This is a genomic window from Vibrio hyugaensis (assembly GCF_002906655.1).
Taxonomy (GTDB): domain Bacteria; phylum Pseudomonadota; class Gammaproteobacteria; order Enterobacterales; family Vibrionaceae; genus Vibrio; species Vibrio hyugaensis.
Genome location: NZ_CP025794.1, coordinates 3,000,988 through 3,026,873, shown reverse-complemented (window position 1 = coordinate 3,026,873; position 25,886 = coordinate 3,000,988). Strand labels below are relative to the sequence as shown.

At 44.9% G+C, this 25,886-nt stretch carries 28 protein-coding genes; 11 read left to right on the top strand and 17 right to left on the bottom strand.

The window, feature by feature from the left end:
* The first annotated feature begins 123 nt into the window (after positions 1-123).
* Positions 124-1,338 carry a diguanylate cyclase gene (locus tag C1S74_RS14890; protein ID WP_045403972.1) on the top strand — a complete coding sequence of 405 codons (1,215 nt, stop codon included), beginning with the start codon at positions 124-126 and terminating at the stop codon, positions 1,336-1,338.
* 69 nt (positions 1,339-1,407) lie between these two features.
* On the opposite strand, the gene nqrM is transcribed toward C1S74_RS14890, so the two are convergent.
* The 9 genes from nqrM to bolA all read right to left on the bottom strand — a co-directional run bounded on the left by nqrM (position 1,408) and on the right by bolA (position 9,456).
* The gene (nqrM, locus tag C1S74_RS14885) at positions 1,408-1,641 is read right to left on the bottom strand and encodes a (Na+)-NQR maturation NqrM (RefSeq protein ID WP_005427386.1); all 234 of its coding nucleotides are present in this window, start codon (positions 1,639-1,641) and stop codon (positions 1,408-1,410) included.
* Between the two features lie 21 nt (positions 1,642-1,662).
* The gene (locus tag C1S74_RS14880; RefSeq protein ID WP_045403970.1) at positions 1,663-2,667 is read right to left on the bottom strand and encodes an FAD:protein FMN transferase; all 1,005 of its coding nucleotides are present in this window, start codon (positions 2,665-2,667) and stop codon (positions 1,663-1,665) included.
* A gap of 155 nt (positions 2,668-2,822) precedes the next feature.
* Positions 2,823-4,046 (bottom strand): NADH:ubiquinone reductase (Na(+)-transporting) subunit F, encoded by a 1,224-nt coding sequence (gene nqrF, locus C1S74_RS14875; protein ID WP_038864647.1) that lies wholly within the window; start codon positions 4,044-4,046, stop codon positions 2,823-2,825.
* A 33-nt stretch (positions 4,047-4,079) separates the two neighbouring features.
* Positions 4,080-4,676 (bottom strand): NADH:ubiquinone reductase (Na(+)-transporting) subunit E, encoded by a 597-nt coding sequence (gene nqrE / locus C1S74_RS14870; RefSeq protein ID WP_005436652.1) that lies wholly within the window; start codon positions 4,674-4,676, stop codon positions 4,080-4,082.
* A 7-nt stretch (positions 4,677-4,683) separates the two neighbouring features.
* Positions 4,684-5,316, bottom strand: a complete 633-nt coding sequence (locus tag C1S74_RS14865) for an NADH:ubiquinone reductase (Na(+)-transporting) subunit D (protein ID WP_005436651.1) — start codon at positions 5,314-5,316, stop codon at positions 4,684-4,686.
* Entirely contained in the window at positions 5,316-6,101 is a 786-nt protein-coding gene (locus tag C1S74_RS14860; protein ID WP_038864645.1) for a Na(+)-translocating NADH-quinone reductase subunit C, read from the bottom strand. Before C1S74_RS14860 ends, C1S74_RS14865 begins: the two co-directional genes overlap by 1 nt.
* Positions 6,091-7,332, bottom strand: a complete 1,242-nt coding sequence (locus C1S74_RS14855) for an NADH:ubiquinone reductase (Na(+)-transporting) subunit B (RefSeq protein ID WP_005436648.1) — start codon at positions 7,330-7,332, stop codon at positions 6,091-6,093. The genes C1S74_RS14860 and C1S74_RS14855 overlap by 11 nt, the downstream gene beginning before the upstream one ends.
* Before the next feature lie 3 nt (positions 7,333-7,335).
* Positions 7,336-8,676 carry a Na(+)-translocating NADH-quinone reductase subunit A gene (locus C1S74_RS14850; protein ID WP_038864644.1) on the bottom strand — a complete coding sequence of 447 codons (1,341 nt, stop codon included), beginning with the start codon at positions 8,674-8,676 and terminating at the stop codon, positions 7,336-7,338.
* Between the two features lie 471 nt (positions 8,677-9,147).
* A complete protein-coding gene (gene bolA, locus C1S74_RS14845) occupies positions 9,148-9,456 on the bottom strand; it encodes a transcriptional regulator BolA (RefSeq protein ID WP_005427328.1) in 309 nt (102 codons plus the stop codon).
* Between the two features lie 204 nt (positions 9,457-9,660).
* Here bolA and C1S74_RS14840 point away from each other — a divergent pair, with 204 nt between their 5' ends.
* The 4 genes from C1S74_RS14840 to C1S74_RS14825 all read left to right on the top strand — a co-directional run bounded on the left by C1S74_RS14840 (position 9,661) and on the right by C1S74_RS14825 (position 13,396).
* Positions 9,661-10,818: a methyltransferase gene (locus tag C1S74_RS14840; RefSeq protein WP_045404078.1), complete on the top strand. Its 1,158-nt coding sequence runs from the start codon at positions 9,661-9,663 to the stop codon at positions 10,816-10,818.
* Between the two features lie 39 nt (positions 10,819-10,857).
* Complete coding sequence (locus C1S74_RS14835; protein ID WP_038864641.1) at positions 10,858-11,427, top strand: YajG family lipoprotein; 570 nt, start codon at positions 10,858-10,860, stop codon at positions 11,425-11,427.
* Positions 11,427-11,972, top strand: a complete 546-nt coding sequence (locus C1S74_RS14830; protein ID WP_038864639.1) for a peptidylprolyl isomerase — start codon at positions 11,427-11,429, stop codon at positions 11,970-11,972. Before C1S74_RS14835 ends, C1S74_RS14830 begins: the two co-directional genes overlap by 1 nt.
* A 71-nt stretch (positions 11,973-12,043) precedes the next feature.
* Positions 12,044-13,396: an AmpG family muropeptide MFS transporter gene (locus tag C1S74_RS14825; protein ID WP_038864637.1), complete on the top strand. Its 1,353-nt coding sequence runs from the start codon at positions 12,044-12,046 to the stop codon at positions 13,394-13,396.
* Positions 13,397-13,460: 64 nt separating this feature from the next.
* Here the strand turns inward: C1S74_RS14825 and C1S74_RS14820 are convergent, their stop codons facing one another.
* The 4 genes from C1S74_RS14820 to C1S74_RS14805 are packed head-to-tail and all read right to left on the bottom strand — an operon-like array spanning position 13,461 to position 16,702.
* A complete protein-coding gene (locus C1S74_RS14820; RefSeq protein WP_038864634.1) occupies positions 13,461-14,123 on the bottom strand; it encodes a ChrR family anti-sigma-E factor in 663 nt (220 codons plus the stop codon).
* A complete protein-coding gene (locus tag C1S74_RS14815) occupies positions 14,120-14,704 on the bottom strand; it encodes an RNA polymerase sigma factor (RefSeq protein ID WP_038864633.1) in 585 nt (194 codons plus the stop codon). Before C1S74_RS14815 ends, C1S74_RS14820 begins: the two co-directional genes overlap by 4 nt.
* A 46-nt stretch (positions 14,705-14,750) precedes the next feature.
* Positions 14,751-16,109 (bottom strand): DUF4397 domain-containing protein, encoded by a 1,359-nt coding sequence (locus C1S74_RS14810; RefSeq protein ID WP_045403968.1) that lies wholly within the window; start codon positions 16,107-16,109, stop codon positions 14,751-14,753.
* Complete coding sequence (locus C1S74_RS14805) at positions 16,106-16,702, bottom strand: LON peptidase substrate-binding domain-containing protein (protein WP_045403967.1); 597 nt, start codon at positions 16,700-16,702, stop codon at positions 16,106-16,108. The genes C1S74_RS14810 and C1S74_RS14805 overlap by 4 nt, the downstream gene beginning before the upstream one ends.
* Before the next feature lie 323 nt (positions 16,703-17,025).
* Between C1S74_RS14805 and C1S74_RS14795 the strand changes: the two genes are divergently transcribed.
* The 4 genes from C1S74_RS14795 (at position 17,026) to csdA (ending at position 20,613) form a co-directional block, all read left to right on the top strand.
* Positions 17,026-17,808: a nucleoside-specific channel-forming Tsx family protein gene (locus C1S74_RS14795; protein WP_045403965.1), complete on the top strand. Its 783-nt coding sequence runs from the start codon at positions 17,026-17,028 to the stop codon at positions 17,806-17,808.
* 107 nt (positions 17,809-17,915) lie between these two features.
* Positions 17,916-18,806 (top strand): 2-dehydropantoate 2-reductase, encoded by an 891-nt coding sequence (gene panE / locus C1S74_RS14790; RefSeq protein ID WP_045403964.1) that lies wholly within the window; start codon positions 17,916-17,918, stop codon positions 18,804-18,806.
* A complete protein-coding gene (locus tag C1S74_RS14785) occupies positions 18,803-19,402 on the top strand; it encodes a DJ-1 family glyoxalase III (RefSeq protein ID WP_045403962.1) in 600 nt (199 codons plus the stop codon). Before panE ends, C1S74_RS14785 begins: the two co-directional genes overlap by 4 nt.
* Complete coding sequence (csdA, locus tag C1S74_RS14780; RefSeq protein ID WP_045403961.1) at positions 19,402-20,613, top strand: cysteine desulfurase CsdA; 1,212 nt, start codon at positions 19,402-19,404, stop codon at positions 20,611-20,613. Before C1S74_RS14785 ends, csdA begins: the two co-directional genes overlap by 1 nt.
* A 91-nt stretch (positions 20,614-20,704) precedes the next feature.
* On the opposite strand, the gene csdE is transcribed toward csdA, so the two are convergent.
* From csdE to C1S74_RS14755, 4 genes are all read right to left on the bottom strand, one after another.
* Positions 20,705-21,133: a cysteine desulfurase sulfur acceptor subunit CsdE gene (gene csdE / locus C1S74_RS14775; RefSeq protein WP_005436614.1), complete on the bottom strand. Its 429-nt coding sequence runs from the start codon at positions 21,131-21,133 to the stop codon at positions 20,705-20,707.
* A gap of 20 nt (positions 21,134-21,153) precedes the next feature.
* Positions 21,154-21,963 carry a tRNA cyclic N6-threonylcarbamoyladenosine(37) synthase TcdA gene (gene tcdA / locus C1S74_RS14770; RefSeq protein WP_045403958.1) on the bottom strand — a complete coding sequence of 270 codons (810 nt, stop codon included), beginning with the start codon at positions 21,961-21,963 and terminating at the stop codon, positions 21,154-21,156.
* 102 nt (positions 21,964-22,065) lie between these two features.
* Positions 22,066-23,178 carry a murein transglycosylase A gene (gene mltA, locus C1S74_RS14765; protein WP_045403956.1) on the bottom strand — a complete coding sequence of 371 codons (1,113 nt, stop codon included), beginning with the start codon at positions 23,176-23,178 and terminating at the stop codon, positions 22,066-22,068.
* Between the two features lie 278 nt (positions 23,179-23,456).
* Positions 23,457-23,912, bottom strand: coding sequence for a DUF2850 domain-containing protein (locus C1S74_RS14755; RefSeq protein WP_045403954.1), 456 nt, complete (start codon positions 23,910-23,912; stop codon positions 23,457-23,459).
* A 164-nt stretch (positions 23,913-24,076) separates the two neighbouring features.
* On the opposite strand from C1S74_RS14755, the gene argA reads away from it, so the two are divergent.
* Complete coding sequence (argA, locus tag C1S74_RS14750; protein WP_045403952.1) at positions 24,077-25,414, top strand: amino-acid N-acetyltransferase; 1,338 nt, start codon at positions 24,077-24,079, stop codon at positions 25,412-25,414.
* A 253-nt stretch (positions 25,415-25,667) separates the two neighbouring features.
* Complete coding sequence (locus tag C1S74_RS14745) at positions 25,668-25,853, top strand: hypothetical protein (protein WP_005427310.1); 186 nt, start codon at positions 25,668-25,670, stop codon at positions 25,851-25,853.
* Positions 25,854-25,886: the final 33 nt, after the last annotated feature.

Below are 25,886 nucleotides of genomic sequence, written 5' to 3'. Positions count from 1 at the left end.
ACGTATTGGAAATACTGTTATCTGGAGTCAATATTGGAAATTTTTGTCGGAGTTTTTAATAGCGATGTATTCATATTTCGTTATTATTGATTCAAATAACACTAAAAAAGTAGGGACACTTCTTTGAGTAATAAAATACTGGTCGTCGAAGACAGTCGCGCCTTTAGAAACTATCTCGTACAGATCTTAACTCAGGCTGGTTATGAGGTACTTGCTGCAGAGAGCTATGCGGACGCTCAATCCATTTTAGCGGCTAAACCAGAGCTGTTGTGTGCGGTATTAGATTACTGCTTACCTGACGCCCAAGAAGGCGAAATCATCGACCTTTCTTTAGCTCATCAACAAAAAGTCATCGTGCTTACTGCAATGTTTCAAGATGATGTTCGTGAGAAAATGCTGGCGAAAGGCGTCTTGGACTACATTCTGAAAGACAGTATGGCTTCCGTCTCTTACCTCCTTCCACTGCTCAAACGATTGACCAATAATCAGCGACACAAGTGTTTAGTCGTTGACGATTCGATGACGGTTCGTCGACACGTTGTTCAATTGTTAGAGCACCAGTACATCCAAACCTTGCAAGCTGAAAATGGACAAAAAGCCATTGAGCTCATCGAGCAAAATCCCGACATCACCTTGGTTTTGACAGATCATGACATGCCGGTAAAAGACGGCATCACTATGATCCGAGAACTGCGCCAAAAGCTGGATAAAAACCAACTGGCTATCCTAGGCATCTCTGGCAGTGACGACCACACCATGACCGCACGCTTTCTGAAGGCTGGCGCTAACGACTTTTTATATAAGCCCTTCAACCAAGAAGAATTTTTCTGTCGTGTCCATCAAATCTTAGACATGAAAGAAGCTACTACCGAATTGTTCCGGATGGCCAACCAAGATTCATTAACTGGTTTATGGAATCGTCGATTTTTGTTTGGTCAAGCTTGTTACGGGTGTGAACAGCGAAACATCGCGATGCTAGATATAGATTTCTTCAAAAAGGTGAATGATAATTACGGGCATGACGGGGGGGATGCAGCCTTGGTGATGGTAGCGAATATCCTGAAGATCTATTTCCCAGAAGACGTGATTGCACGCTTTGGTGGTGAAGAGTTCTGTATACAATCTTGTGGCAGTTATGATGAATTCGTCAATCGACTGGAACAAATGCGTCAACGTGTAGAGAAAACACCCGTACCTTATCAGGACGAGAGTATTCAAGTAACGATTAGCGTTGGAGTATCAAACATCGACGGCAACCTTGACCAACAGATTAAGGTAGCGGATGACCGGCTGTATCAAGCAAAAGGGAATGGCCGAAATCAGACCATTTACCAGTAACGAACATTCACTGCTCAGAAAAAATAAAACCCAGCGCGAGGCTGGGTTTTTCTGTTTAGGATTCACATATTAAGCAATGCGATCTTTTTCCCATGCAGCAAGTTTTTCAGCACGTAGTGCTTCACGAGCTTCACGCTTTTTACGCGCATCACATGGTTCAGGACAGTTACATACCTTCTCGATGCCTACCGCACCAAGACCACCACAACTGCCTTTCACTACCTTCTTCTGGAAGATGTAGCCAACTGCCATCGCGGCAATCACCGCAACAAAGACAGCAAAAGTAATTAGAAATGTACTCATTGGGACATGCTCACTAAGTTGTTATTTCTTCATGAACGGCTTGTATGCTTCCGAAGCCAGTTCTTTAAAACCATCGTCCGTTTTCACAATCATGAAAACTGGGATGTTATTTTCATTCGCGATTTCCATGCCTTTGTCTTCGCCTAGCACCATAATACCAGTAGCAAGGCCATCAGCTGTCATCGACGATTTATCCAGTACCGTTACAGACACTACCTTATGATGAATAGGTTTGCCTGTTTGAGGATTGATGATGTGTGAGTATCGCACACCATTGCTCTCAAAGTAATTACGATAGTCACCGCTTGTTGCAATTGCCATATCACCAGGCTCAATAATTTCTTGGATTGAGCGCTCATCAACAGTTGGCTTTTCAATCGCGATACGCCATGGCACACCTTCGCGGTTAAGGCCTTTCAAACGCATTTCACCGCCTACTTCTACCATGTAGTTGTGAATACCTTCAGCTTGTAGGTAATCCGCAACCACATCAACACCCCAACCTTTTGCGATAGTTGATAGATCAACGTAAAGGTTTGGAATGTCTTTGGACATTTTATTGCCTTCAATAGACAGATGATGGATACCTGTATTCGCTTTGCGAGCCGCTAGCTCTTCGTCTGTCGGAACCACATCTGGACGCGCTTCAGGTCCAAAGCCCCAAAGGTTAACCAAAGGACCAACAGTGACGTCCAATGCACCTAAAGTAAGACCGTTTAGACGAATCGCTTCTTTCACTACTGTTGCAGTTTGTGGCGATACCTCAAACGGCTCACTTGTTGTGTGTTGGTTGAAACGGCTAAGCTCTGAATCTTCGCGGTACGTTGACATTTGATCGTTCACTTCTTCAAGTAGGCGATCGATTTCTGTCTGAAGCGCTTCAGGCGATGGTAGGCCGTCTTGCTCAATGTATTTGATGTTGTAAGTTGTGCCCATTGTTGGGCCACTTAGATGAATTTGATCCGCAGACTTTTCACAGCCAGCCAAAACCAATAGAGAAGCGAATGCAACAAGCCATTTACTCACTTGTTTACTCCTATTGTTGTTAAATTGATATGGAAAATGGGTTCTCTTAAGATAAACCGATTTCCTATAGCAACTGTTGAATATCATTTTGTATTTTACAAAAAAGAATGGCTAGCTCTTAGAGAGCTAGCCATAGATTCAATCACTTAGAGGGATTAACCACCGAAGTCATCTAGTAGGATGTTCTCATCCTCTACACCTAGATCTTTTAGCATGCCGATTACAGCCGCGTTCATCATAGGTGGACCACACATGTAGTATTCACAATCTTCTGGTGCTTCGTGATCACGTAGGTAGTTCTCGTAAAGAACATTGTGAATGAAGCCTGTGTAACCATCCCAGTTATCTTCTGGCATAGGGTCAGACAGAGCACAGTGCCATACGAAGTTATCGTTGTCAGCCGCTAGGCCATCAAAGTCTTCTACGTAGAACATTTCACGCTTAGAACGTGCACCGTACCAGAATGACATCTTACGCTTAGAGTGCAGACGTTTTAGCTGGTCGAAGATATGAGAACGCATTGGAGCCATACCTGCACCACCACCAACGAATACCATTTCAGCGTCAGTGTCTTTCGCGAAAAACTCACCGAATGGACCAGAAATCGTACACTTGTCGCCTTCTTTTAGAGACCAGATGAACGATGACATGATACCAGGTGGTACGTCTGGGTTGTTCGGCGGCGGAGTCGCGATACGTACGTTAAGCATGATGATACCGTGTTCTTCTGGGTAGTTAGCCATAGAGTACGCACGGATCGTTTCTTCGTTTACCTTAGACTCGTAGCGGAACAGGTTAAATTTATCCCAATCACCACGGTACTCTTCAGGTACATCGAAATCAGCGTATTTAACGTGGTGAGCTGGCGCTTCAATCTGGATGTAACCACCAGCACGGAAAGGTACTGATTCGCCATCTGGGATTTGTAGCTTAAGCTCTTTGATGAATGTTGCTTTGTTATCGTTAGAGATAACTGAACATTCCCACTTCTTAACGCCGAAGATTTCTTCAGGAAGCTCGATGTCCATGTCAGTTTTCATTGCAACTTGACACGCTAGACGCTCACCTTCACGTGCTTCACCTTTAGTAATATGGTCAAGCTCGGTAGGTAGGATGTCGCCACCACCTGATTTAACTTTTACGCGACACTGACCACATGAGCCACCGCCACCACAAGCAGAAGATACGAATACGCCAGCACCAGCTAACGCAGATAGTAGCTTACCACCTGGTTGTGTAACGATCGCCAGTGAAGGGTCATCGTTCACAGAAATTGTAATGTCACCTGTTGGTACAAGCTTAGACTTAGCGAAAAGAATCACTAGTACTAGCGCAAGTACGATCAGAGTAAACATCACTACACCAAGAATAATGTCCATTGACTATTCCTTAATTAATGCGGTTTACCCGACTTACAGTTGAACACCAGAGAAAGACATGAAGCCTAACGCCATCAGACCTACAGTGATGAACGTGATACCAAGACCACGTAAACCAGGAGGTACGTCTGAATACTTCATCTTCTCACGGATACCTGCAAGAGCAACGATTGCTAGCATCCAGCCCACACCAGAACCGAAGCCGTAAACAACAGATTCAGCAAAGTTGTAGTCACGTTGTACCATGAAAGATACACCACCGAAGATCGCACAGTTTACTGTGATCAGCGGTAGGAAGATGCCAAGCGCGTTGTACAAAGGTGGGAAGAAACGGTCAAGAACCATCTCTAGAATCTGTACAAGTGCCGCAATTACACCGATAAAGGTGATGAAGTTTAGGAAGCTAAGGTCTACGCCCTCAACTAACGCGTTCTCTTTCAAAACTAGGTTGTAAACTAGGTTGTTCACAGGAACCGCGATAGTTAGTACTACCACAACTGCAACACCCAGACCGAAAGAGGTCTTAACTTTCTTAGATACGGCAAGGAAAGTACACATACCTAGGAAGAAAGACAGTGCCATGTTTTCGATGAAAATCGATTTAACTAGCAGACTGATGTAATGTTCCATGACGTCCTTACTCCTTCGCTTCGATTTGTTCAGGTCTGATAATGCGGATAGCCCAGATCATGAAACCGATTAAGAAGAATGCTGATGGTGCAAGTAGCATCAGGCCGTTTGGCTGGTACCAACCACCGTTGCTCACTAGAGGTAGTACTTCTAGGCCAAATAGTTTGCCTGAGCCAAATAGCTCGCGGAAGAAACCAACAGTGATAAGAACGAAACCGTAACCAAGACCGTTACCGATACCATCGATTAGAGATGGGATTGGCGCAGACTTCATCGCGAACGCTTCGGCACGACCCATTACGATACAGTTCGTAATGATCAGACCTACGAATACCGATAGCTGTTTAGAGATATCGTATAGGTATGCTTTAAGCACTTGGTCTACCACGATTACTAGAGATGCGATGATCGCCATTTGAACGATGATACGCACACTGTTAGGAATGTGGTTACGGATTAAAGAAACAGAGAAGTTTGACAGTGCAGTTACGAATGTTACCGCTAGTGTCATTACAAATGCTGTTTCTAGTTTAGTTGTTACTGCAAGAGCAGAACATACACCAAGAACCTGTAGCGCGATTGGGTTGTTATCCAACACCGGCGCCATAATGCTCTTTTTAATGTTTTGTGCGCTAGACATTAGTTCAGACCTCCGTCACGAACTTTTGCTAGGAAAGGACCAAAGCCCATGTCACCTAACCAGAAGTCGAATGTACCTTGAACACCGTTACCAGTTAGTGTCGCACCAGATAGGCCGTCAACGCCGTGTTCAGAACCTTCTGGAGCACCACCTTTAACAATCTTGATTGCTGGTTTGTGGTTCTCGTCGAATAGTTTCTTGCCAACGAATTGAGCACGCCATGCTGGGTTCTCTACTTCACCACCAAGTCCAGGAGTTTCACCTTGCTCGTAGTAAGTGATACCAGACACAGTGTCACCGTCAGTTTCAACCGCAACGAATGCGTACATCATTGACCAAAGACCAGTACCGTGAACAGGGATGATAACTTTAGATACTTCATCACCGCTTTTCACTAGGTAAACGATACCTGTGTTAGCACGACGTAGGATCTTAGCTTTGTCTTCATCAGCTGTTAGCTTGATAGACTCTGCTGGATCTTTCGCTGCTTTACGTTGGTCATAGTTAGCTGCTGTAGAACCGTCTTCTGCAGTCTCGACAAAATCACCTGTTTTGAAGTCAACTAGACGAGGTTCAATGTACTCAGCAAATAGCTCAGGTACTTTTTTACCGTCAGCTTCAATGCCAGCAACTTCTACAATCTTTGATTGCTTATCTAGGACAGCGTTAGCTTTTTGCTTATCACGCAGGCCTACTGCCGCTGTTGATACGATGATTGAACAAACAAGGCTCAACCCGATAACAACACCCAGCGTCTTTTTAATGCTGTCGTTATTACTTGCCATAGCGTGCTAGTCTCCGCTTGATGTTCTTCTCGATAACTACATGGTCGAACAGAGGTGCGAATAGGTTCGCGAATAGAATCGCCAGCATCATACCTTCTGGGTACGCTGGGTTAACTACACGGATCATCACACACATTGCACCGATAAGGATGCCGTACCACCACTTACCACCGTTGGTAAATGAAGCTGATACTGGGTCCGTCGCCATGAAGAACATACCGAATGCAAAACCACCTAGAACTAGGTGCCAGTGCCAAGGCATGTTGAACATTGGGTTGGTGTCAGAGCCAATCACGTTGAACAACGTAGACACTGCAATCATACCGATCATTACACCCGCAATGATGCGCCATGAAGCGATTCGCATGTATACGATCATCGCTGCACCGATCATTAGAGCTAGAGTCGATACTTCACCAATTGAACCTGGGATGTTACCGATGAAAGCATCCATCCAAGTGATAGGAGCGCCAGTGATGTTGTTGATCAACGCGCCGCTACCGCCGTGAGCCCATTGGCTAAGAGCAGTTGCACCAGAGAAGCCGTCAGCTGCTGTCCATACTACGTCACCCGAGATTTGAGCTGGGTAAGCGAAGAATAGAAACGCACGGCCTGCAAGTGCAGGGTTAAGGAAGTTACGACCAGTACCACCGAAGATCTCTTTAGCTACAACAACACCAAATGTGATACCTAGTGCCGCTTGCCATAGAGGTAGCGTTGGTGGAACGATAAGTGCGAATAGAATAGAAGTTACAAAGAAACCTTCGTTAACTTCGTGCTTACGCACCATACAGAAAAGCACTTCCCAGAAACCACCAACAATAAATACTGTTGCGTAGATTGGTAGGAAGTAAGTCGCACCTAGTAGCATTTTACTGCCAACACCTGCTTCAGCACCTATGGTGCCGCCAAGCATTTCTGTTAGCCAGTAGTGCCAGTTACCAGAGATAACTGTCGCTAGTTGATCACCAGCGTACATGTGGTTAAGTGCTGCGATAGCTTGGCCACCCGCGTTGTACATACCCCAGAACATTGCTGGGAATACCGCGAACCAAACCATGATCATGATACGTTTTAAGTCAACGCTATCACGGACGTGCGAGCTACGTTTTGTTACTAGACCTGGCGTGTAGAAAAGCGTTGCCGCTGCTTCGTACAGTGCAAACCATTTTTCGTGTTTGCCGCCTGGTTCAAAATGATGCTCGATATCCTCTATGAATTTCTTAAGCATGGATTACCCTTCCTTCACAATGGTATCTAGGCATTCACGAAGTAGCAGACCGTACTCGTATTTACCAGGACATACAAAGGTGCACAATGCTAGATCTTCTTCATCCAGTTCAAGCGCACCCAGTGTTTGAGCACTGTCTGTATCGCCTGCACATAGATCACGAAGCAGCAAAGTAGGTTCCATATCAAGTGGCATTACACGTTCGTAGTTGCCAATTGGAACCATTGCACGATCACTACCGTTAGTCGTTGTTGTCATGTTGAACAACTGACCTTTAAAGATGTGACCAAGGAAAGATTTCGTGATTGAGAATTTGTTTTTACCAGGAACAGCCCAGCCAAACAGTTCTTTCTCACGACCTTCACGCAGGACAGAAACCTGCTGATGGTAACGACCAAGGTAAGCATGTGGACCAGACGCGTGAGTACCTGAAAGTACAGAGCCTGAAATCACACGAACTTCACCTGGCATCAATTCGCTGTCAGTTAGGTCTTCAAGAGAAGCACCTACAACAGTACGAAGAAGACGTGGGTTATTCACTACAGGACCAGCAAGAGATACAACACGATCTGTGTATAGCTCACCAGTAAGGAATAACTTACCGAACGCGATAACGTCTTGGTAGTTGATGCTCCAAGCCACGTTTTGTGCATTTACTGGGTATAGGAAATGCATGTGGGTGCCAGCAAGACCTGCTGGGTGAGGGCCATCGAAGACGTGTTCTTCTACGTTAGACTGAGAAGAGCGTGGCAAACTAGTGCCAGATTTACATACGTAAACCTTGTCTTCTGTCAGGGCTGAAAGAATGTCTAGACCTGCAACGAATGCTTCTTGTTGTTCATTAATGATCAACTCAGGCTGAGCTGCTAGTGGATTAGTATCCATTGCAGTTACAAAGATAGCCTTAGAATTTGAATCGATTGCTGGAACCTTGCTAAACGGACGAGTACGTAAAGCGGTCCAAAGGCCAGAATCAACCAGTTGAGTCTTGATCGCTTCACGATCTAGATTTGCTAGTTGAGCTGCTTCGAACTTATCAAATGTTACCTGCTCTTCGCCTGCCACTTCAATCACTACAGATTGGAGAACACGCTTAGCGCCACGGTTAACTTCGATCACTTTACCGGCTGCTGGTGCTGTGAACTTAACGCCAGGGTTCTTTTTGTCTTCAAAAAGAACTTGCGCTTTTTTCACTTCATCACCAACGCGGACATGCATGGTAGGACGCATGCCAACGTACTCTTCGCCAAGCAAGGCGACTTTTTTGATGGTCTTACCATCATTAATCACCTGGGATGGAGTTCCTGCGATAGGAAGATCCAAGCCCTTCTTTATTGTAATCATACGCACTTGCACTACTTTTATCGGGAAAAAGATTCTTTTGATTGCGTAACTTTTAGACACGACATCAGTGTCCGGTTTCGACGTTGTTTAAAACATCAAAATCGCAACATCCTATTAATTATCTCGTCACAAATATTAGGCGAGATTTATCAGGTGCGGTAGTCTAGCATTTTTTAGGAACTTGATGCCATGACCAATCTTAGGAAAGGAGGGTTTATTTCGGTAGAATCGAGTGTAAAAGGTTAAAGAATAGTCATAACTTTGACCCATCGCACAAATGCCAAATCCCTTGCATCTGCTAAGGAAATAAAACATTCACGCTTTGAAACATGCGTTAATTTTCATTCATTTGTTGAAACACTGTTAACACATTTTTTAACCTTTATTTGTGCCACATTTTAATCCCGTAAAGATGTAAAACAAAAAAAGATGGTCGAAACCATCTTTCTAAATCAGTGTTTTAATCACACTCTAACGACCGCCACCCATACACATCGGACTATCTGGCGCACCGTCTTGCTCTTGTTTCCACTCTTCATTGGTGTAGGTGTGAATCGCCAATGCGTGAATGTGATTATCAAGTTCATCAGCCAGTACAGTGTGTACTTGACGGTGACGCCCAATGAGGCGCTGACCAGCGAATGCATCACTGACCACTATCACTTTAAAGTGACTTTCTGAACCCGGTGGAACGTTGTGCATGTAACTCTCATTGATCACTTTCAAATAATTAGGTTGCAACTCACTATGCAGTTTCTTTTCTATGATTTCTTGGATCATATTTCATCCTCATCGATGCCAATTCGCTAAGTATATACTCTCGATTGGCAAATTAAATAAGCGAACTCATAATCCCCTCTCTTTCAATGCGAAATGATTTAGCAAAAGCCTGTGAAAATCAGTAAATTTGACAGCTTTTTGTATCTTGAGCTCTCATCATTTGCGACAATAATCACTTATTTCCAAATTGACTTACGTTTAGCTATGAAAACCGAACTGAATCTTCACGAGAGAAGCCTATCGCTTCATCGTTTCCCTAAGCGCTCTAACGAGACTCTTCAAGCATGGGATGCGGGGGATGAGTACCTCATCAATCACGTGGAAGAGTTAGCAATACCAGATAACCAAAACATTGTTGTTATTAACGATAGCTTCGGCGCTTTGGCATGTTGGTTTTCGGACAATCACAATGTCACCCTCATGAGTGACTCCTTCATCTCACACAAGGGCGCACAGCAAAACCTCGAAGATAACCAATGTAAGCCAGTCGCCTTTCTCACTACGATGGACGATATTCCTGAGAATACAGACTTGGTCTTGATGCAATTGCCAAAAAGTAATCGCCACCTAGTTTGGTTATTAAGTCAACTACGTAAAACGCTCCCTGACTCTTGCCCAATTATTGCCGTCAACAAAGCAAAAGAGATTCACACTTCAACACTTAAATTGTTTGAAAAACACTTAGGTGAGACGAAAACGTCTCTCGCGTGGAAAAAACATCGTTTGGTGTTTTCTAATGCTAATGCACTGCCAGTCATAGAAGTCGATCCGATGACCGTTTGGGGAGTAGACGGAGAAAACATTCAACTGAAAAATCTACCAAATGTTTACTCAGGCGAAAGTCTGGACTTAGGTGCACGTTTTATGCTTCAACACCTACCTCAAGATCCAACGTTGAAACACATCATCGACCTCGGCTGTGGCAACGGTGTGCTATCAGTGAAAATGGGGCAATTGAACCCTCAAGCCCGCCTAACGAGTGTGGATGAAAGCTTTATGGCTATCGAGTCAGCTAAACAAAACTTAGTTGATAACCTAGGCAAAACTTACGACATTCAATGCATTGCAAATAACTGTTTGGATGGCTTTAACCCTGATAGTGCTGACATGGTGATGTGTAACCCGCCATTCCACCAACAACAAGCGGTAACCGATCATATCGCTTGGCAGATGTTCTGCGACTCTAAACAAATTTTGAACAAAGGTGGCAAGTTACTAGTCATAGGTAACCGTCACCTTGGTTACGATGCGAAGCTAAAACGTCTGTTTGGCGACAAAAATGTGAAACTAGTCGCTTCTAACAGTAAGTTCGTGATTTTACAGGCAACAAAAGATCCTGCTAAATTAGGCGCAAAGCAATAAAGTCCTGACTTTAGCAACATGTTTAAAAGGAATAATAAAATGAGAAAACTGGTACTCGCGGCTTCGGTTGCCTTGCTTGCTGCATGTTCAGCGCCACAACAACCACAACTGAACCTACAGGCTGAATCGACACTAAGCACTAACCCGATCGTGCAAGGTAAGACGTACAGCTTAACCAGTAAAGACGTTCGTGCAGCGCAATACGTTGCACTTGTCGATAACGGACGCTCTAACATTCTGCCAATCCATGCCAAGCAAAACCTACGTATTTCGCTAGAAGAGGCGCTAGAGAAACAGTTCTCTTCTCAAGGTTTTCACTCGGATTTAAACAGCGATAATTCTATTCAATTAGAAGTACAAGAAGCGCTAGTCAACGTTAAACATTCTGTGATGGAAAACGAGATGGACGCGAAAGTGATTCTTGAAATCACCGCAGAAACTCCGCAAGGCAAGCTAGTTAAGACCTATACTGGTACAGCTAAACGCTCAGGCACACTTAGCGCTTCAGACTCAGACATTGAACAAACATTGAATGATGTCGTGGCTTTAACTCTGAAGGAAATCGCAAACGATCCTGAGCTTCGTCAATACATGCAGGAGCGATTCTAATGTTACGCAAAGCGATTCTTTCTTTGGCACTATTAAGTTGCAGTGTTTTTGCAGGCCCTAAAGTGGCGTTTGAAACAACACTAGGTAACTTTACTGTTGAGCTTAATGAAGAGAAAGCACCTATTACTGTCGCTAACTTCCTTAAATACGTGGAAGATGGCAGTTACGAAGGTACCATTTTCCACCGTGTTATCCCTGGTTTTATGGCGCAAGGTGGCGGCTTCAACCAAGACATGCAGATGCAAAAAACTTACGCGCCAATCAAGAACGAGGGTAACAACGGTTTGAACAACGACCGAGCAACGATCGCTATGGCTCGTACAAACGCACCTGATTCTGCAACACGTCAGTTCTTTATTAACCTCGTCGACAATGACTTCTTAAACTATGGTGCTCGCCCACCTGGTTATGCGGTATTTGGAGAAGTGACGGAAGGTTTTGACGTCATTCAGAATATGGCGAAGCAGCCAACCAAGTCTATCGGTCGCATGCGCGATGTCCCAGAGACGCAAATCGTCATTACCAAAGCAACTCTACTCAAGTAGCCAAAACCATAAGCCCTTTGAATATTCGAAGGGCTTTCTCTTTTAGTGGCTCTATTTTAACGGATTGATTTATGTCTTCATTACCTTCCATCACTTGGTTGGAAACGGTAAAAAGTTACCTCGATAAACGCCTACTTTGGGTTTTCATGCTGGGTTGTTCCAGTGGTTTCCCTTGGGTCCTTATCGGATCCAATATGTCTGGCTGGCTAAAAGATGCGGGCCTGACGCTTTCTGCTATCGGTTACTTTGGTAGCGTGTTCGCGGTTTACGCGATCAATTTTATGTGGGCACCTCTGGTAGACCGACTTAAACTGCCCATTTTGCATCGTTTACTTGGGCAACGTCGAAGCTGGATATTCCTTTGCCAAAGTATCGTGTTAGTAGCGACACTGTTTATTGCCGGTGTAAACCCTGCCGAGAATCTTGTGTTGGCATCATTACTAGCACTCTGCATTGCGACCGCTTCTGCGACACAAGATATTGCTATTGATGCTTTCCGCATCGATACCTTCCCAAAAACAGAAGAATCTAAACTGCCACAAGCTTCTGCTATGGCGGTGATTGGTTGGTGGACGGGTTACTCACTCCCTGGGTATCTAGCCTTTATCAATGCAGACAGTATCGGTTGGAATGGTGTCTACTACGGAATGGCGTTTATTGTCATTTTACTGATGATTTTTACGCTGTTGGTCGGTGAACCGAAAACCCAACGAGAGCAACTTCAATCTGAAGCTGAGCAACGCCATAAAGAAGTGGTGGGTTCTAAAGTAGTAGCTTGGTTTACCGTAACGGTTGTAGAGCCCTTCTTAGACTTCTTTAACCGAAATGGTGTTCGCGTCGCTATCACGCTATTGCTGTTTGTTTTCTTATTTAAGATTGGTGAAGCTTTCTTAGGTCGAATGTCGATTGCCTTCTACAAAGAAATTGGATTTAGCAATGAACAAATTGGCTATTACTCCAAATTGATTGGTTGGGGCGCAACCATGTTGTTCACCTTTGTCGGCAGTATGTTTAATGTGAAGTTTGGTATCGTACGCGGCTTAATGATAGGTGGTATCGCAATGGCAGCAAGTAACCTGATGTTTGCTTGGATTGCGAAAGTGGGTCCAAACGAGCATCTTTACTTGGCAACGATCATTGTCGACAACTTTACAACGGCATTCTCGACCGTTGCATTTGTGTCCTTCTTGACTATCTTAACCGGACAAGCCTTCTCGGCAACTCAATACGCCTTGCTTGCATCTCTTGGCAACTTTGGTCGCACTACCCTCGCCTCTTTCAGCGGGGAACTGGTGGATTATCTCAATGATTGGACGACTTTCTTCATACTAACCGCATTGATGGTTGTGCCTAGTTTGATCATGCTTTATTCACTCAGACACTACTTTACTGAGCTACTCGAGAAAGCAAGGCAAAGAGATTAAAGAAAAATGATTGAAAAAAAACCACCGAGATTCGGTGGTTTTTTGGTTTTGTCTGCCGCAGTGTTTAAGGGTACATGCCTTTACCAAACAAGTTAAAGATTCTTGCTACGCCTTGTGTAAATATCATCGGCTCGGTGAGTACGGTTAAACATAAACAGTCTTCACCTGCTTTAGTAAATGGGCTGTGTTTAACAGACGCATCTCTAACAAGTACATCACCCACTTCGTAGTGACCATCTTCATCACTAAATCCACCGTGCAGAACCAATGTTGACTCTTGCCCTTTATGTGTATGCTGAGGAATTCTCACGTCTTCACTTATGTACATAAGATTGACACGTGCATCTTCGCCCAAATCAATCTGTGCGCTGTAGACTTTACCACCGTAACTCTTCCATTCACCGACTAAATCAGAAAAACGACTCAACGTTTTCGGCAACTTAAAATCTTTGCCAGCCACGGCAACTCGCGCAACATCTTTTATGATAATGCTGTCTGATTTTGGCTCAGCGGTGATGATGTCATTGAACATGCTGTCGAACTCGACATCATATTCCATCACCGAGCTTTCTATTACTACGTCGGCCTGCGCCGCTTCTAACTGGTTTACATACGCCCGACATTTTGAACAGGTTTCTAGGTGAGTGGCAACCACCAAACCAGAAACTGCATCAATGCTTCCTGAAGCGTAAGCCTCTAACAAGTTGTTATCTGGATGTTTGTTCATAATTGCTCCGTATGCATCGAATGCCTCAGTTTTTCAACCGCTAACCTCAATCGAGATTTCACAGTGCCCAAAGGTATGTCGAACAATTCAGCGACCTGTTGGTGCGGCAGTTCTTGAAGGTACACCGCTTGGAGTACTTCTCTTTGGTTTTTCGGCAGTATGTCTAAAAATTTGACTACCTGATCTTTGAGCATGTCTTGCTCTGGTGAGTAATGGTCAACCAAATCAGGCGGATAGTAATCTGAAGGCCAAATGTCGTCAGAATGAATGTGTAAGTCTTTGCCTTTCTGCTTTCTCAGCAAATCAAAACAGAGATTACGAATTATGGTGTAGATCCATGTGGATAACGCACTCTTTGTACCATCGTACAAATGGGCTTTTTGCCAAACGGTTGCCATGGTCTCTTGTACCATCTCCAAAGCAACTTGCTCGTTTCCAACATGTTTGTAGGCGAACTGTTTCAACTTAGGCGCATAAAAACGAAAGACAAATTCGAACGCATTTTTATCCCGCGCCTTCACCTTGTCCATGTATTCATTCCAATCGCTACGCCCAAGTTTCTGTGGGCTTTCACTCATCATAATCGGCCTTAATCATTGGGAGGAGTGCCCTCCTCCCCCTTCGTCCTTAGTCTGTGATGTCATCAACGATTAGGTTGAAGCCACCATTGTTGCCATCATCGATAGCGACTACTTGGTATACGACGCCATTCATTACCGTTACGGGTGCAGAATCTATGGCTACTGTAGATGGGTCACCGGCAACCGTTACCGTCACAAAATAAGACCCTTCCGCCACGTATACGCCTTGTACACTTTCTTTATACGCAAAATTAGCTATTGCTGGATCACTTCCTTCGATTCCCGCGCTAGAAGTGAGATAAATATCGACCATTTCAGCCACAGGATTTGCAGCTGCGTGCGTTACATTCAAGGTTGCGCTTGTTGCAACTGCACGACGCATATCTTCGACTACCAGCGGTTCAATTGCGATTGCAGGAGCAACAACGCCGACTGCATAAACGCTGTAATCCATACCGCCTTTCACTTCCAAACCGTCAACATCGATAATTGGGTCCGTCGTTGTGCCGTCGACAAACACATCAATATCGTAAGCTTTTGGCGCAAGGTCCAAGTACCCTCGAATTTGTTTAAACTCCAAATCCGCAAGCGGGGCAAACGCAGCGCCATCAACGTGGACGTCTACAATCGGAGCACCGTCAACTAAGTGCCCGACTCGCACTTCTGCTTGGCTTCCCATATCTTCAAGTATAGAAGAGCCAGAACCATCTAATACCATTAACTTCACCGGAGAGGTGCTATTTGAATCACCTGTCTTAATAGCAGCGATAGTCAAGTTAGCATTGGCTGGGAGAGGAATGGTTCCCGAATCAAACGCTACTGTGTCACCCACAGCCAATCTCACTTGGTAATCGCCTGCAGGAATATTCAGCACATCCGTTGACGCTTTGTAAGCCAGATTAGTAATCGGTGATGAATCTGCCAAAGCTGCATCGGGTTCAGTCACATAAAGGTCTACGGCTGGGACGCCAGAAGCAGCATGTACCACCTGAACATCTAAGCTGTTTGCATCCGCCATGGAAGTCGCGCTACGAGTAACAATTAAAGGTTCAACAGGGTTTGGTGTTCCTGAAGCGTCACCTACGACAAATGCTGTATAATTTAGGTCTGAGTCTAGATCCAATGAAGTTTTTGGTACGACAGTGACCGTTTCACCGCCTGGAAGCTGTACGTCAACTTGAACAGAATTACTGCCCTCAGGCAACTTCACGTATCCCGAACCGACGCCATAGTCGACACCGGTTAATGCGGCTTCATCATTTATTAAAACGTTCGCCAACGGCGCGTCAGCGGAAGCATGCACTGCTTGAAGGTTGGAATATTCTATCGAGTCGCTATCCGAGCCGCAGGCAGCAATCCCTAGCACAGCAACAAAAGTTACTGCGGTTTTTGTAAGTCCTTTCATATCCTTGTCTCTCTTTGAGGTGGGGCTTCAATGGCATCGTTAAGAAAATTTAATGCGGGAAGGCAATCCTCTGCCCCCACCAATCGTTCAAATAAAGCGCTTTCCAATGGTAATAGCTCAAGCCATCTTTGCACTACCCATGATGGGTCATCATAAAAACGATGTTGGTATAGTGTCCCTAGTTGAGGAAATTGCTCATACACATGAGCGAGCTGATGGCTTAGATAAATGAAATCCGGTGACGACAAAGGCTGCTGCCAGTTGTCTAACCACTCGACCTCTGCATGACGCAAACCATCAGAGTCTGCTCTGATTCGCTTGACCGTAAAACGTTTTTCACCGACTACGGTGATACCAAGAAGCCCATCACTGTGTGTTTCAAAATCAACGATGGTGACCAAAGTCCCGATGGATGACACATTTCCCACCGCTTTAGGGGCCCCCTCACTACCGACAAGACAAACACCAAAACCAACGTTTCGGAGGCTGCATTCTTTCACCATTCTTGTATATCGTGGTTCAAAAATACGCAGATTCATTTTGCCTTCCGGTAAAACAACTGAGGTTAATGGGAATAACATGACTTCTTTCATTCAAACGTCCTCTTTGGTTCCCACACTCATACGAACGGCCTATTAGTCAGATCACTAACGATTTATGTTGGTTAATCGACTGGCTTAAAAAGTCATAAAAACGTTTACGCAAACGACACTCGTCACATATTTATTGCAAATCAATGCAACAACCAAAAAGTTCCGTGAAATAAATTAATTTCGTGATGAACCTCACTAAAAACCTTCATTTTTGCATCCTTTATCACTTTCATTTGAGATTTTTATCGCTATTATTCCCGCCAATTGGAAAGCGCAGCACAGATTGCGTGTTCTGAATCATTACAAACATAGAGAGTCCCCTTATGCGTAAATCACTTTTAGCTCTTAGCCTTCTAGCGGCTACTTCAGCACCAGTACTGGCTGCTGACTACTCAGATGGCGACATCCACAAGAACGATTACAAGTGGATGCAATTCAACCTAATGGGTGCATTTGACGAACTTCCTGGTGAGTCTTCACACGACTACCTAGAAATGGAATTCGGCGGTCGCTCTGGTATCTTCGACCTATACGGTTACGTTGACGTATTCAACCTAACTTCAGATCCAGGCAGCGACAAAGCTGGTGCTGAGAAGATCTTCATGAAGTTCGCACCACGTATGTCTCTAGACGCACTAACTGGTAAAGACCTATCTTTCGGTCCAGTTCAAGAGCTTTACGTATCTACTCTTATGGAGTGGGGTGGCGCTTCTCAAGTTAACACTCAAAAAGTAGGTCTTGGTTCTGACGTAATGGTTCCTTGGTTCGGTAAAGTAGGTCTTAACCTTTACGGTACTTACGATTCAAACCAAAAAGATTGGAACGGTTTCCAAATCTCGACTAACTGGTTCAAACCTTTCTACTTCTTCGAAAACGGTTCATTCATTTCTTACCAAGGTTACATCGATTACCAATTTGGTATGAAAGACGAATACACTACTGCAAGCAGCGGTGGCGCGATGTTCAACGGTATCTACTGGCACTCTGACCGCTTCGCAGTGGGTTACGGTCTGAAAGGTTACAAAGACATCTACGGTATCAAAGATACAGATGGCTTCAAGTCAACTGGCTTCGGTCACTACCTAGCTGTAACTTACAAGTTCTAATAGAACCGATAAGTTCCCCAGAAATGGCGCCTCTTGGCGCCATTTTTATTTGCTTTCCTTTTTTCCCTCATTATCCTTGCAGCAAACCTTTTTAATGAGAGCGTTTGGTGAATATTCTCATCCTAGGTCCGGGAGCCGTTGGCTCACTTTGGGCGACTAACTTCAAACTTGCTGGACACAACGTCTCCTTGTGGGGAAGAAGCTCAAGCAGCGAGCAGTTACTCCAACTCGATGACAACCCTGCAATCAGTTTTTCTAATCAGCACATCCCTTCTGTGCAAAATGCAGATCTGATTGTTGTGACAGTAAAAGCATGGCAGGTTGAAACCGCTATTGAGCCTCTTCTTCCTTATATCAACACTGACACAATCATCATGTTGATGCACAACGGAATGGGAACCGCACAACTCATCGAAGCCAAACTTGCTGATAACCCATTAATAGTTGCAACAACAACACACGGTGCTTACAAACCAAGTAAAGAGCAGGTTCTTCACACTGGTCAGGGAAATACTCAACTGGGTGGTTTTAATGCTAAAGGTGCTCAGTGTGGCTTTCTTGCAGATGTGATGAATCACGCTTTGCCAGAGGTGAACTGGAACCCAAATATCAACGCTGCATTATGGACTAAGATTGCGATCAATTGTGCTATCAACCCCCTGACCGCAATTCACCAATGTAAGAATGGTGAGCTTGCCGCTCCGAAGTTCGCCACCGAGTTGGCGAACATCACCCGCGAGTTGGTGGAGGTCATGAATAAAGAAGAGATAAAAGTCGATTTTGATTCTCTTCACACCACCATTATGCAAGTGGTGAACGCAACAGCAGCCAACTACTCTTCAATGAGACAAGATGTTTTTCACCAACGTCGCACCGAAATTGATTTTATTACCGGTTATTTGCTGAAAGCCGCCGAAAAGCATCAAATGAGTACGCCAGAGAACACCAAACTCTATCAACACATCAAACAGATTGAACAAAGCTGGACAGAACAATGAATAAAAAGATCTTAGTACCTATCGCGCCGGGCACAGAAGAAATGGAAGCGGTAACCGTTATCGACTTGATGGTTCGAGCAGGCTATGACGTAACGGTCGCAAGCGCAGATTTCGATGGTGCACTTACTATGAAAGCGTCTCGAGGCGTGACACTTACCGCGGATTGCAAGCTGGTTGATATTGCCGATGACGAGTTTGATGCGATTGTTCTGTCTGGTGGCATCGGTGGTGCAGAAACCTTCCGTGATAGCACCATTATGATAGAAATCCTGAAACAGCACATGTACGAAGGTAAACTGGTTGCGGCAATTTGTGCTGCACCTGCTTTGGTTTTGCAACACCACAACCTTTACCCAGAAGCCTTGATGACATGTCATCCAAGCTTCCAATCTCATATTCCTGAAGACAAATGGCGAGCTAAGCGTGTCACCATGGATGTGAATCACAACCTACTGACTAGTCAGGGACCAGGAACCGCGCTTGAGTTCGCGATGGAAATCATTATCAAACTTTCCGGTAAAGAGCATGGATGGATGGTTGCAGAACCTTTAGTCACTATCCCAACACTGCATTATCACGAATTTGGTGACGAATAATGTTTGACGTAAACGCTGTACGCGAACAGTTCCCAGCTCTGAAGCAAGACGTCAACCAGTCACCTTTGGTTTACCTTGATAGCGCAGCAACAACACAAAAGCCACAGTGTGTGATCGATGTGATTAGCCGTTACTACAGTGCACAAAATGCTAACGTGCACCGTGGCAGTCATAGCTTAACAGCCAACGCGACCAGCCAATTTGAAGCCGCTCGTGAAACCGTTGCTAAGTTCATTGGGGCGAGCAATTCAAAAGAAATCATTTGGACTCGAGGCGCAACCGAAGCACTAAACCTAATCGCGCAAACTTATGCTCGTAGCACACTCCAAGCGGGTGATGAAATTCTGATCAGTGAAATGGAACACCACGCGAACATCGTGCCTTGGCAAATTGTCGCAGAGCAAACGGGCGCAAAAATAGTTAAAGTTCCGATGACCTCCGATTGCCAGTTCGATATCGATGCGTTTGAAGCACTGTTGTCGGAGCGCTGTAAAATCGTAGCGTGTGCACAAATCACCAATGTGACGGGATCTCGTCAACCTATCGAGAAAATCATCGCCATGGCACATACGGTAGGCGCTGTTGTGGTTGTCGATGGTGCACAGGGTATTGTTCATGAACAGTTGAACTTGGCAGAGCTCGATGTCGACTTTTATGTCTTCTCAGGTCACAAGCTGTATGCACCCGCTGGTATTGGCGTACTGTATGGCAAGCTTGACCTTTTAGAAGCGATGCCACCATGGCACGGCGGCGGCAAAATGGTCGAAAGAGTCTCGTTTGAGAAAACGACCTTCTCTGCCTTGCCGGGTAAGTTTGAAGCAGGTACACCGAACGTCGCAGGCGCGATTGCTCTAGCGAAAGCTATCGATTGGTACCAAGGCTTCGACCAAGCCGCAGTAGAGGCACATCTGCATTCTCTGCAGGACAAAGCTTACCAAGCAATGACTCAGCTGGACGACATTCAAATCCTCGGTTACCAGCCGAACGCTTCAGTGCTTACTTTTGTGATGGACGGCGTTCACCACCAAGACATTGCTACACTGCTTGATCAACAAGGTATCGCTGTTCGTGCTGGGCATCACTGTGCTCATCCTCTGATGGATGCACTTAATGTCAAAGGCACAGTGCGTGTTTCTTTTGGTATCTACAACACATTAAAAGATGTCGAGAAGCTGATTGCAGCAGTCGAGAAAGCGGTCGATATGCTTTAAAAATACCACCGTAGATAGAAAAAGGGTTGAAACCGTTTGGCTTCAACCCTTTTCTTTATTCTGTTCTTTGTGCGGTTTTAACCAACGCCAACTACTGAGCCTGCGCTTTGATCTGCTCAACAATCGCTTTCAAACCATTGCCACGCGATGGGCTTAGGTGAGCAATTAAACCCAGCTTTTCAAAGTAAGCATCAATATCAAACGCTTGGATTTGTTCTGCCGTTTTGCCATCGTAAGCCGCCATCACCAAGGCAATCAGACCACGAACAATACGCGCATCAGAATCAGCGCAGAAGTGCCATACGCCTTCTTGCTCTTTGCTCACCAACCACACTAAGCTTTCACAACCAGATACCGTAACTTGCTCTGATTTAAGCTCTTCAGGCATTTGAGGCAGCTTTTTACCCCATTGGATCACCTGACGGTAGCGGTCTTCCCAACCTTTAAATTGCTGCATGGTTGCGGCGATGTCTTCACTGGTGATGTCAGTGCCAAACGGCGAGACAGGGAAATCAGTCATGATGCGCTCTCTTCTTTGAATTACTTCTTATGCTTTTGAATCAGCTTTTCAACGATGCGTGATACCGCAACAAAACCGAACGTTGCTGTTACAACCGTCGCCGCGCCAAAGCCACTCGCACAGTCCATACGTTTTGGACCTTCTGCTGTCGATTTCACGCCACATACTGAACCATCTGCTTGTGGGTACTTCAATTGCTCCGTAGAGAACACACAATCGATGCCAAACTTACGAGCCGGATTTTTCGGGAAGTTATGATGACGACGCAAAGTGTCTTTGATCTTCTTCGCCAGTGGATCTTGGATAGTCTTGGTCAGATCCGCCACCATAATTTGGGTTGGATCGATTTGACCGCCAGCACCGCCTGTCGTGATCACTTTAATCTTGTTGCTACGACAGTAAGCCAATAGCGAGGCTTTTGCTTTTACGCTATCGATCGCATCCAACACGTAATCGAACTCTTTGCTCAAGTACTCGTGCTGGTTATCTGGCGTGATAAAGTCGTCAATCAGATTCACCTTACACTCTGGGTTAATCAGCTTAACGCGCTCTGCCATCACTTCAATTTTGCTTTGACCAACCGTGCCAGTCATCGCATGAATTTGACGGTTAATGTTGGTCACACACACGTCATCCATATCGATAAGCGTCAACTCACCAATACCAGTACGTGCGAGCGCTTCTACCGCCCATGAACCTACACCACCAATACCAATCACACACACGTGTGCAGCACGAAGGATTTCTACTTCGCTGTTGCCGTAGAGACGACGAGTGCCACCAAAACGTTGGTTGTAGCTGTCAGATGCCGGAGTATCGATTTCACGCATATTGAAGTTCCAGATGATCGATAGAAAAACAAAGAGTGCGATTTATACGCACTCTTTGAGGAAATGTCTAGATGATGAGAGGCGATTCCTCTCGCTAGGCGGTTATTGTAACTTCTCTGGCGGTAAAGCCCAAGGCGCTTGCGTTGGCGTGTTTTCCAAGCCCAGCTTCCACACGCGACCAAAGTGCTTGTAGTGACCCGCTTCTGTACCTGCTCGTGGTCCCATACCATGGTATAGATCGAGATGGTTTTGCTTCACCGCACCGCCAGTATCTAACACAATAAGAAGACGAAGTTGGTGTGCCCCACTCCATGTGCCGTCTTTATTTAGCAATGGCACTTCCGCCAAAATTGGCGTCCCCATAGGTAGAATCGAACGATCGCCTGCTACTGATGCCATTGGCAATAAAGGAATGCCCGCAGAGCCTGTTACTGGCGCGTCCGTTTGTGGAGCAAAGAATACATAAGAAGGGTTTTGCTCTAACAACTCACGAACCGTTGCTTCATCATTCTTCATCACCCAGTCTTTGATGGCTTTGAGTGACATCTCTTCACGTGGCACTTCACCACGCTCAATTAGAATTCGGCCAATACTCACATACGCTTTATTGTTCTTGCCTGCGTAAGCAAAGTATTCCAGCGTATCGTCATCTTCGAAATGAACAAATCCGCTACCCTGCACTTCCATCATGAATGGATCAATACGGTTTGGTGCGTAACCCAATACCAGACCTTGACCGTCTAACGCTCCGTTATAAATTTCTGCACGCGTTGGGCAGTTTGAACCACAATTTGGCTTGCCATAAACAGGGTACTTATACGTTGCATTTGGTTTATGACGCAGCTCCATCACAGGTGAGAAATAGCCTGTGAACAGCACGTTGCCCTTCTTATCACCGCCGCCAAGTTGTGCCGTTTGAATACCGTAAGCACTCAAGGCTGTTGTATCACCACTTTGCAAAGCCCATTCACTTAACTTTTCATAAAGTGGTTGGTACATTTTTGCCATTGAAGGTGATTTGATGACCACTTGTTCAGCCTGTTTATTGAACTCTGTGAAATCTTGCGGTTTATTCGATTCAACCACATCCACCTTATTCAAGATATGTGGAAACTCGCCATCTAAGTTTTGCTTAGCAAGCAGATTCTGTTCAGGCTCAGCGGCACAGCCAAATAGCAGGCTCAAAGAAACAATAGGAAGGAGTTTTTTTAACACGTGTTTTTTCCGTAATAGAAGATAGCAAAAGGATGGCAAACAAATGCATACGACGCAATTGAAAAGCTGCGACAAAGTGTATCAGCGATAAGGCAAAGACTTTAAATGCTGCCATTTTATCCATAACAATGGGATAGACAACATAATAACAGTATGCGAATCAGTGAATTGTCCAGAAAATGTCTGAGTAACGGGGCAAGAGACTTGAGATGTGATGACACACTAGAAGAAGCATCGAGAAATAGAGCAGCCTAAACAGTGTGTCTGATGTATCACGATTAGCGTATCGCTAAGCTGGAATGGCCTTCTAAGTGAAAAACCGGTAGATAATGGGCATTGGAGTCCAGCTTCATCTCGGAATGGTGCTGATCGAGGAAGTCAAATCGACGTACCGTAGAGCCAACCTTATAAGAAAGCGTATCACCATCAAATTCGAAATCCGTTGCGACGGTTGCACCTCTTACGGTTACACCACGTTCACTAAGAATAAACTCTTCACGAGCATATGGCGCCACATCTTGCTCTACCCACTTGCCATAAATCACTGACTTAGAAATTGGTGGGTTTATATAGCGAGTGATCAGATCACCATACATCATAAATACAACTATCGTACCTACGATCGCCGTTAGCATAAGCGAACGCTCGATCCATTTACGAAGTGTCGATTTTTTGGAGATATTTTGCTCTGATTGAGCGGCGATCGCAGCATTCTTATTTACAACTGAAGACATGAGGCTCACGTATTTTAACTAGACCCGAATATTGTACCCTCTCCCCATAACCTGAACAAAGCATCATCGTCCGGTTATTTGTAGTGGATGCCAAAAAATTGCCTTGCCAACCAATGAATAAAAAGACAATATTAAAGCATAAATAAACACAAGGAATGGCTGTAGTGAAAATTCGTAGTACTGCTCTGGTTAAAGGATTCCGTCAATCCACGCCCTATGTGAATGCGCACCGTGGAAAAACTATGGTATTAATGCTAGGAGGTGAAGCGGTCGCTGATAAAAACTTTGGCAACATTATCAACGACATTGCATTAATGCACAGCCTTGGCATTAAAGTAGTTGTGGTTTATGGTGCCAGACCGCAGATCAATCAACTACTCGAAAAACAAGACCTTACTACGCCATACCACAAAAACGTTCGAATCACGGATGAAGCAGCTCTTTCGGTAGTTATGCAAGCCGCAGGGCAACTTCAACTAGCCATTACTGCGCGCTTATCTATGAGCCTCAACAATACACCAATGGCAGGTACCCAGCTTAACGTTGTGAGCGGCAACTTTGTCATTGCTCAACCGCTTGGCGTCGATGATGGTATCGACTACTGTCACAGCGGCCGCATTCGTCGAATCGATACTGATGCTATCCACCGCACACTCGATCAAGGCTCAATTGTCTTGCTCGGCCCAATCGCCAGCTCAGTGACAGGGGAATGCTTCAACCTTCCCTCGGAAGAAGTCGCGACTCAACTAGCGATTAAGCTTGGTGCAGATAAATTGATTGGGTTCTGCTCTGAGCAAGGGGTTATCGATGATAACGGTAACGCAGTCGCGGAATTATTCCCTATTGAAGCAGAACATGTCATCACGAAACTCATGGCAGACACCTCACCAGATTCCGACTATAACTCCGGTACACTGCGCTTTCTCAAAGGTTCGATTTCCGCCTGCCGTGCAGGTGTGCCACGAAGTCACCTTATCAGTTATAAAGTGGATGGCGCACTCATCCAAGAATTGTTCTCTTTTGATGGTATCGGTACACAAGTTGTCATGGCCAGTGCCGAACAGGTACGCGAAGCTGACATTGACGATATTGGCGGCATCTTAGATTTGATTCGACCATTGGAAGAGCAAGGCGTGTTGGTCAGACGCTCTCGCGAACAACTAGAGCAAGAAATTAATAAATTCACCATCATTGAAAAAGACGGATTGATCATTGGTTGTGCCGCCTTGTATCCATATGTCGAAGAACGTAAAGCAGAAATGGCCTGTGTCGCCATCCATCAAGATTATCGCGATGGTAACCGTGGTCTGTTGCTCCTGAACTATATGAAGCATCGTTCAAAATCAGACAACATCAATCAGATCTTTGTGCTGACCACACACAGCCTGCATTGGTTTAGAGAACAGGGCTTCTATGAAGTGAGTGTTGATTACCTACCAGGAGCAAAACAAGGTCTGTATAACTTCCAACGTAAGTCGAAAATCCTTGCATTAGACCTGTGAGAAATAAAGAAACGCAATTCAACCTACATCTAAGTAGTTATGCAAAGGTTTACATTGATATTGATCGCAATTTAACCTTTTCAATATACATACTGTTGGTTATAATCTGCGCAACAAACGGTCGCATTTTAAACAATCGGCAAATGGATCTAGGTGAATAACTATCACCCTAAAGTGCAGAGCGAGTTAAATTGCTCTGCATGACACATCAAGGACAGTTGTTACTCTTACAATGAATAAGATGAGCACTGTTATGAAAACCATTATTTGTAACTCACTTCAAAGCTTCTGGGATATGGCGGATAACCATTTTCTCGAAGGGCTCGACGTCCACTGCGTATTTCCTGTCAATGACGCTATTAAAGATTTTATCTTGGCTTATCAGCAACAATACAAAATTCGCAGCGTGTCATTTACCAATGCGTTTACACAAAATTAAAGAAGACCGGGCATCGCGCTCGGTCTTTTTGTT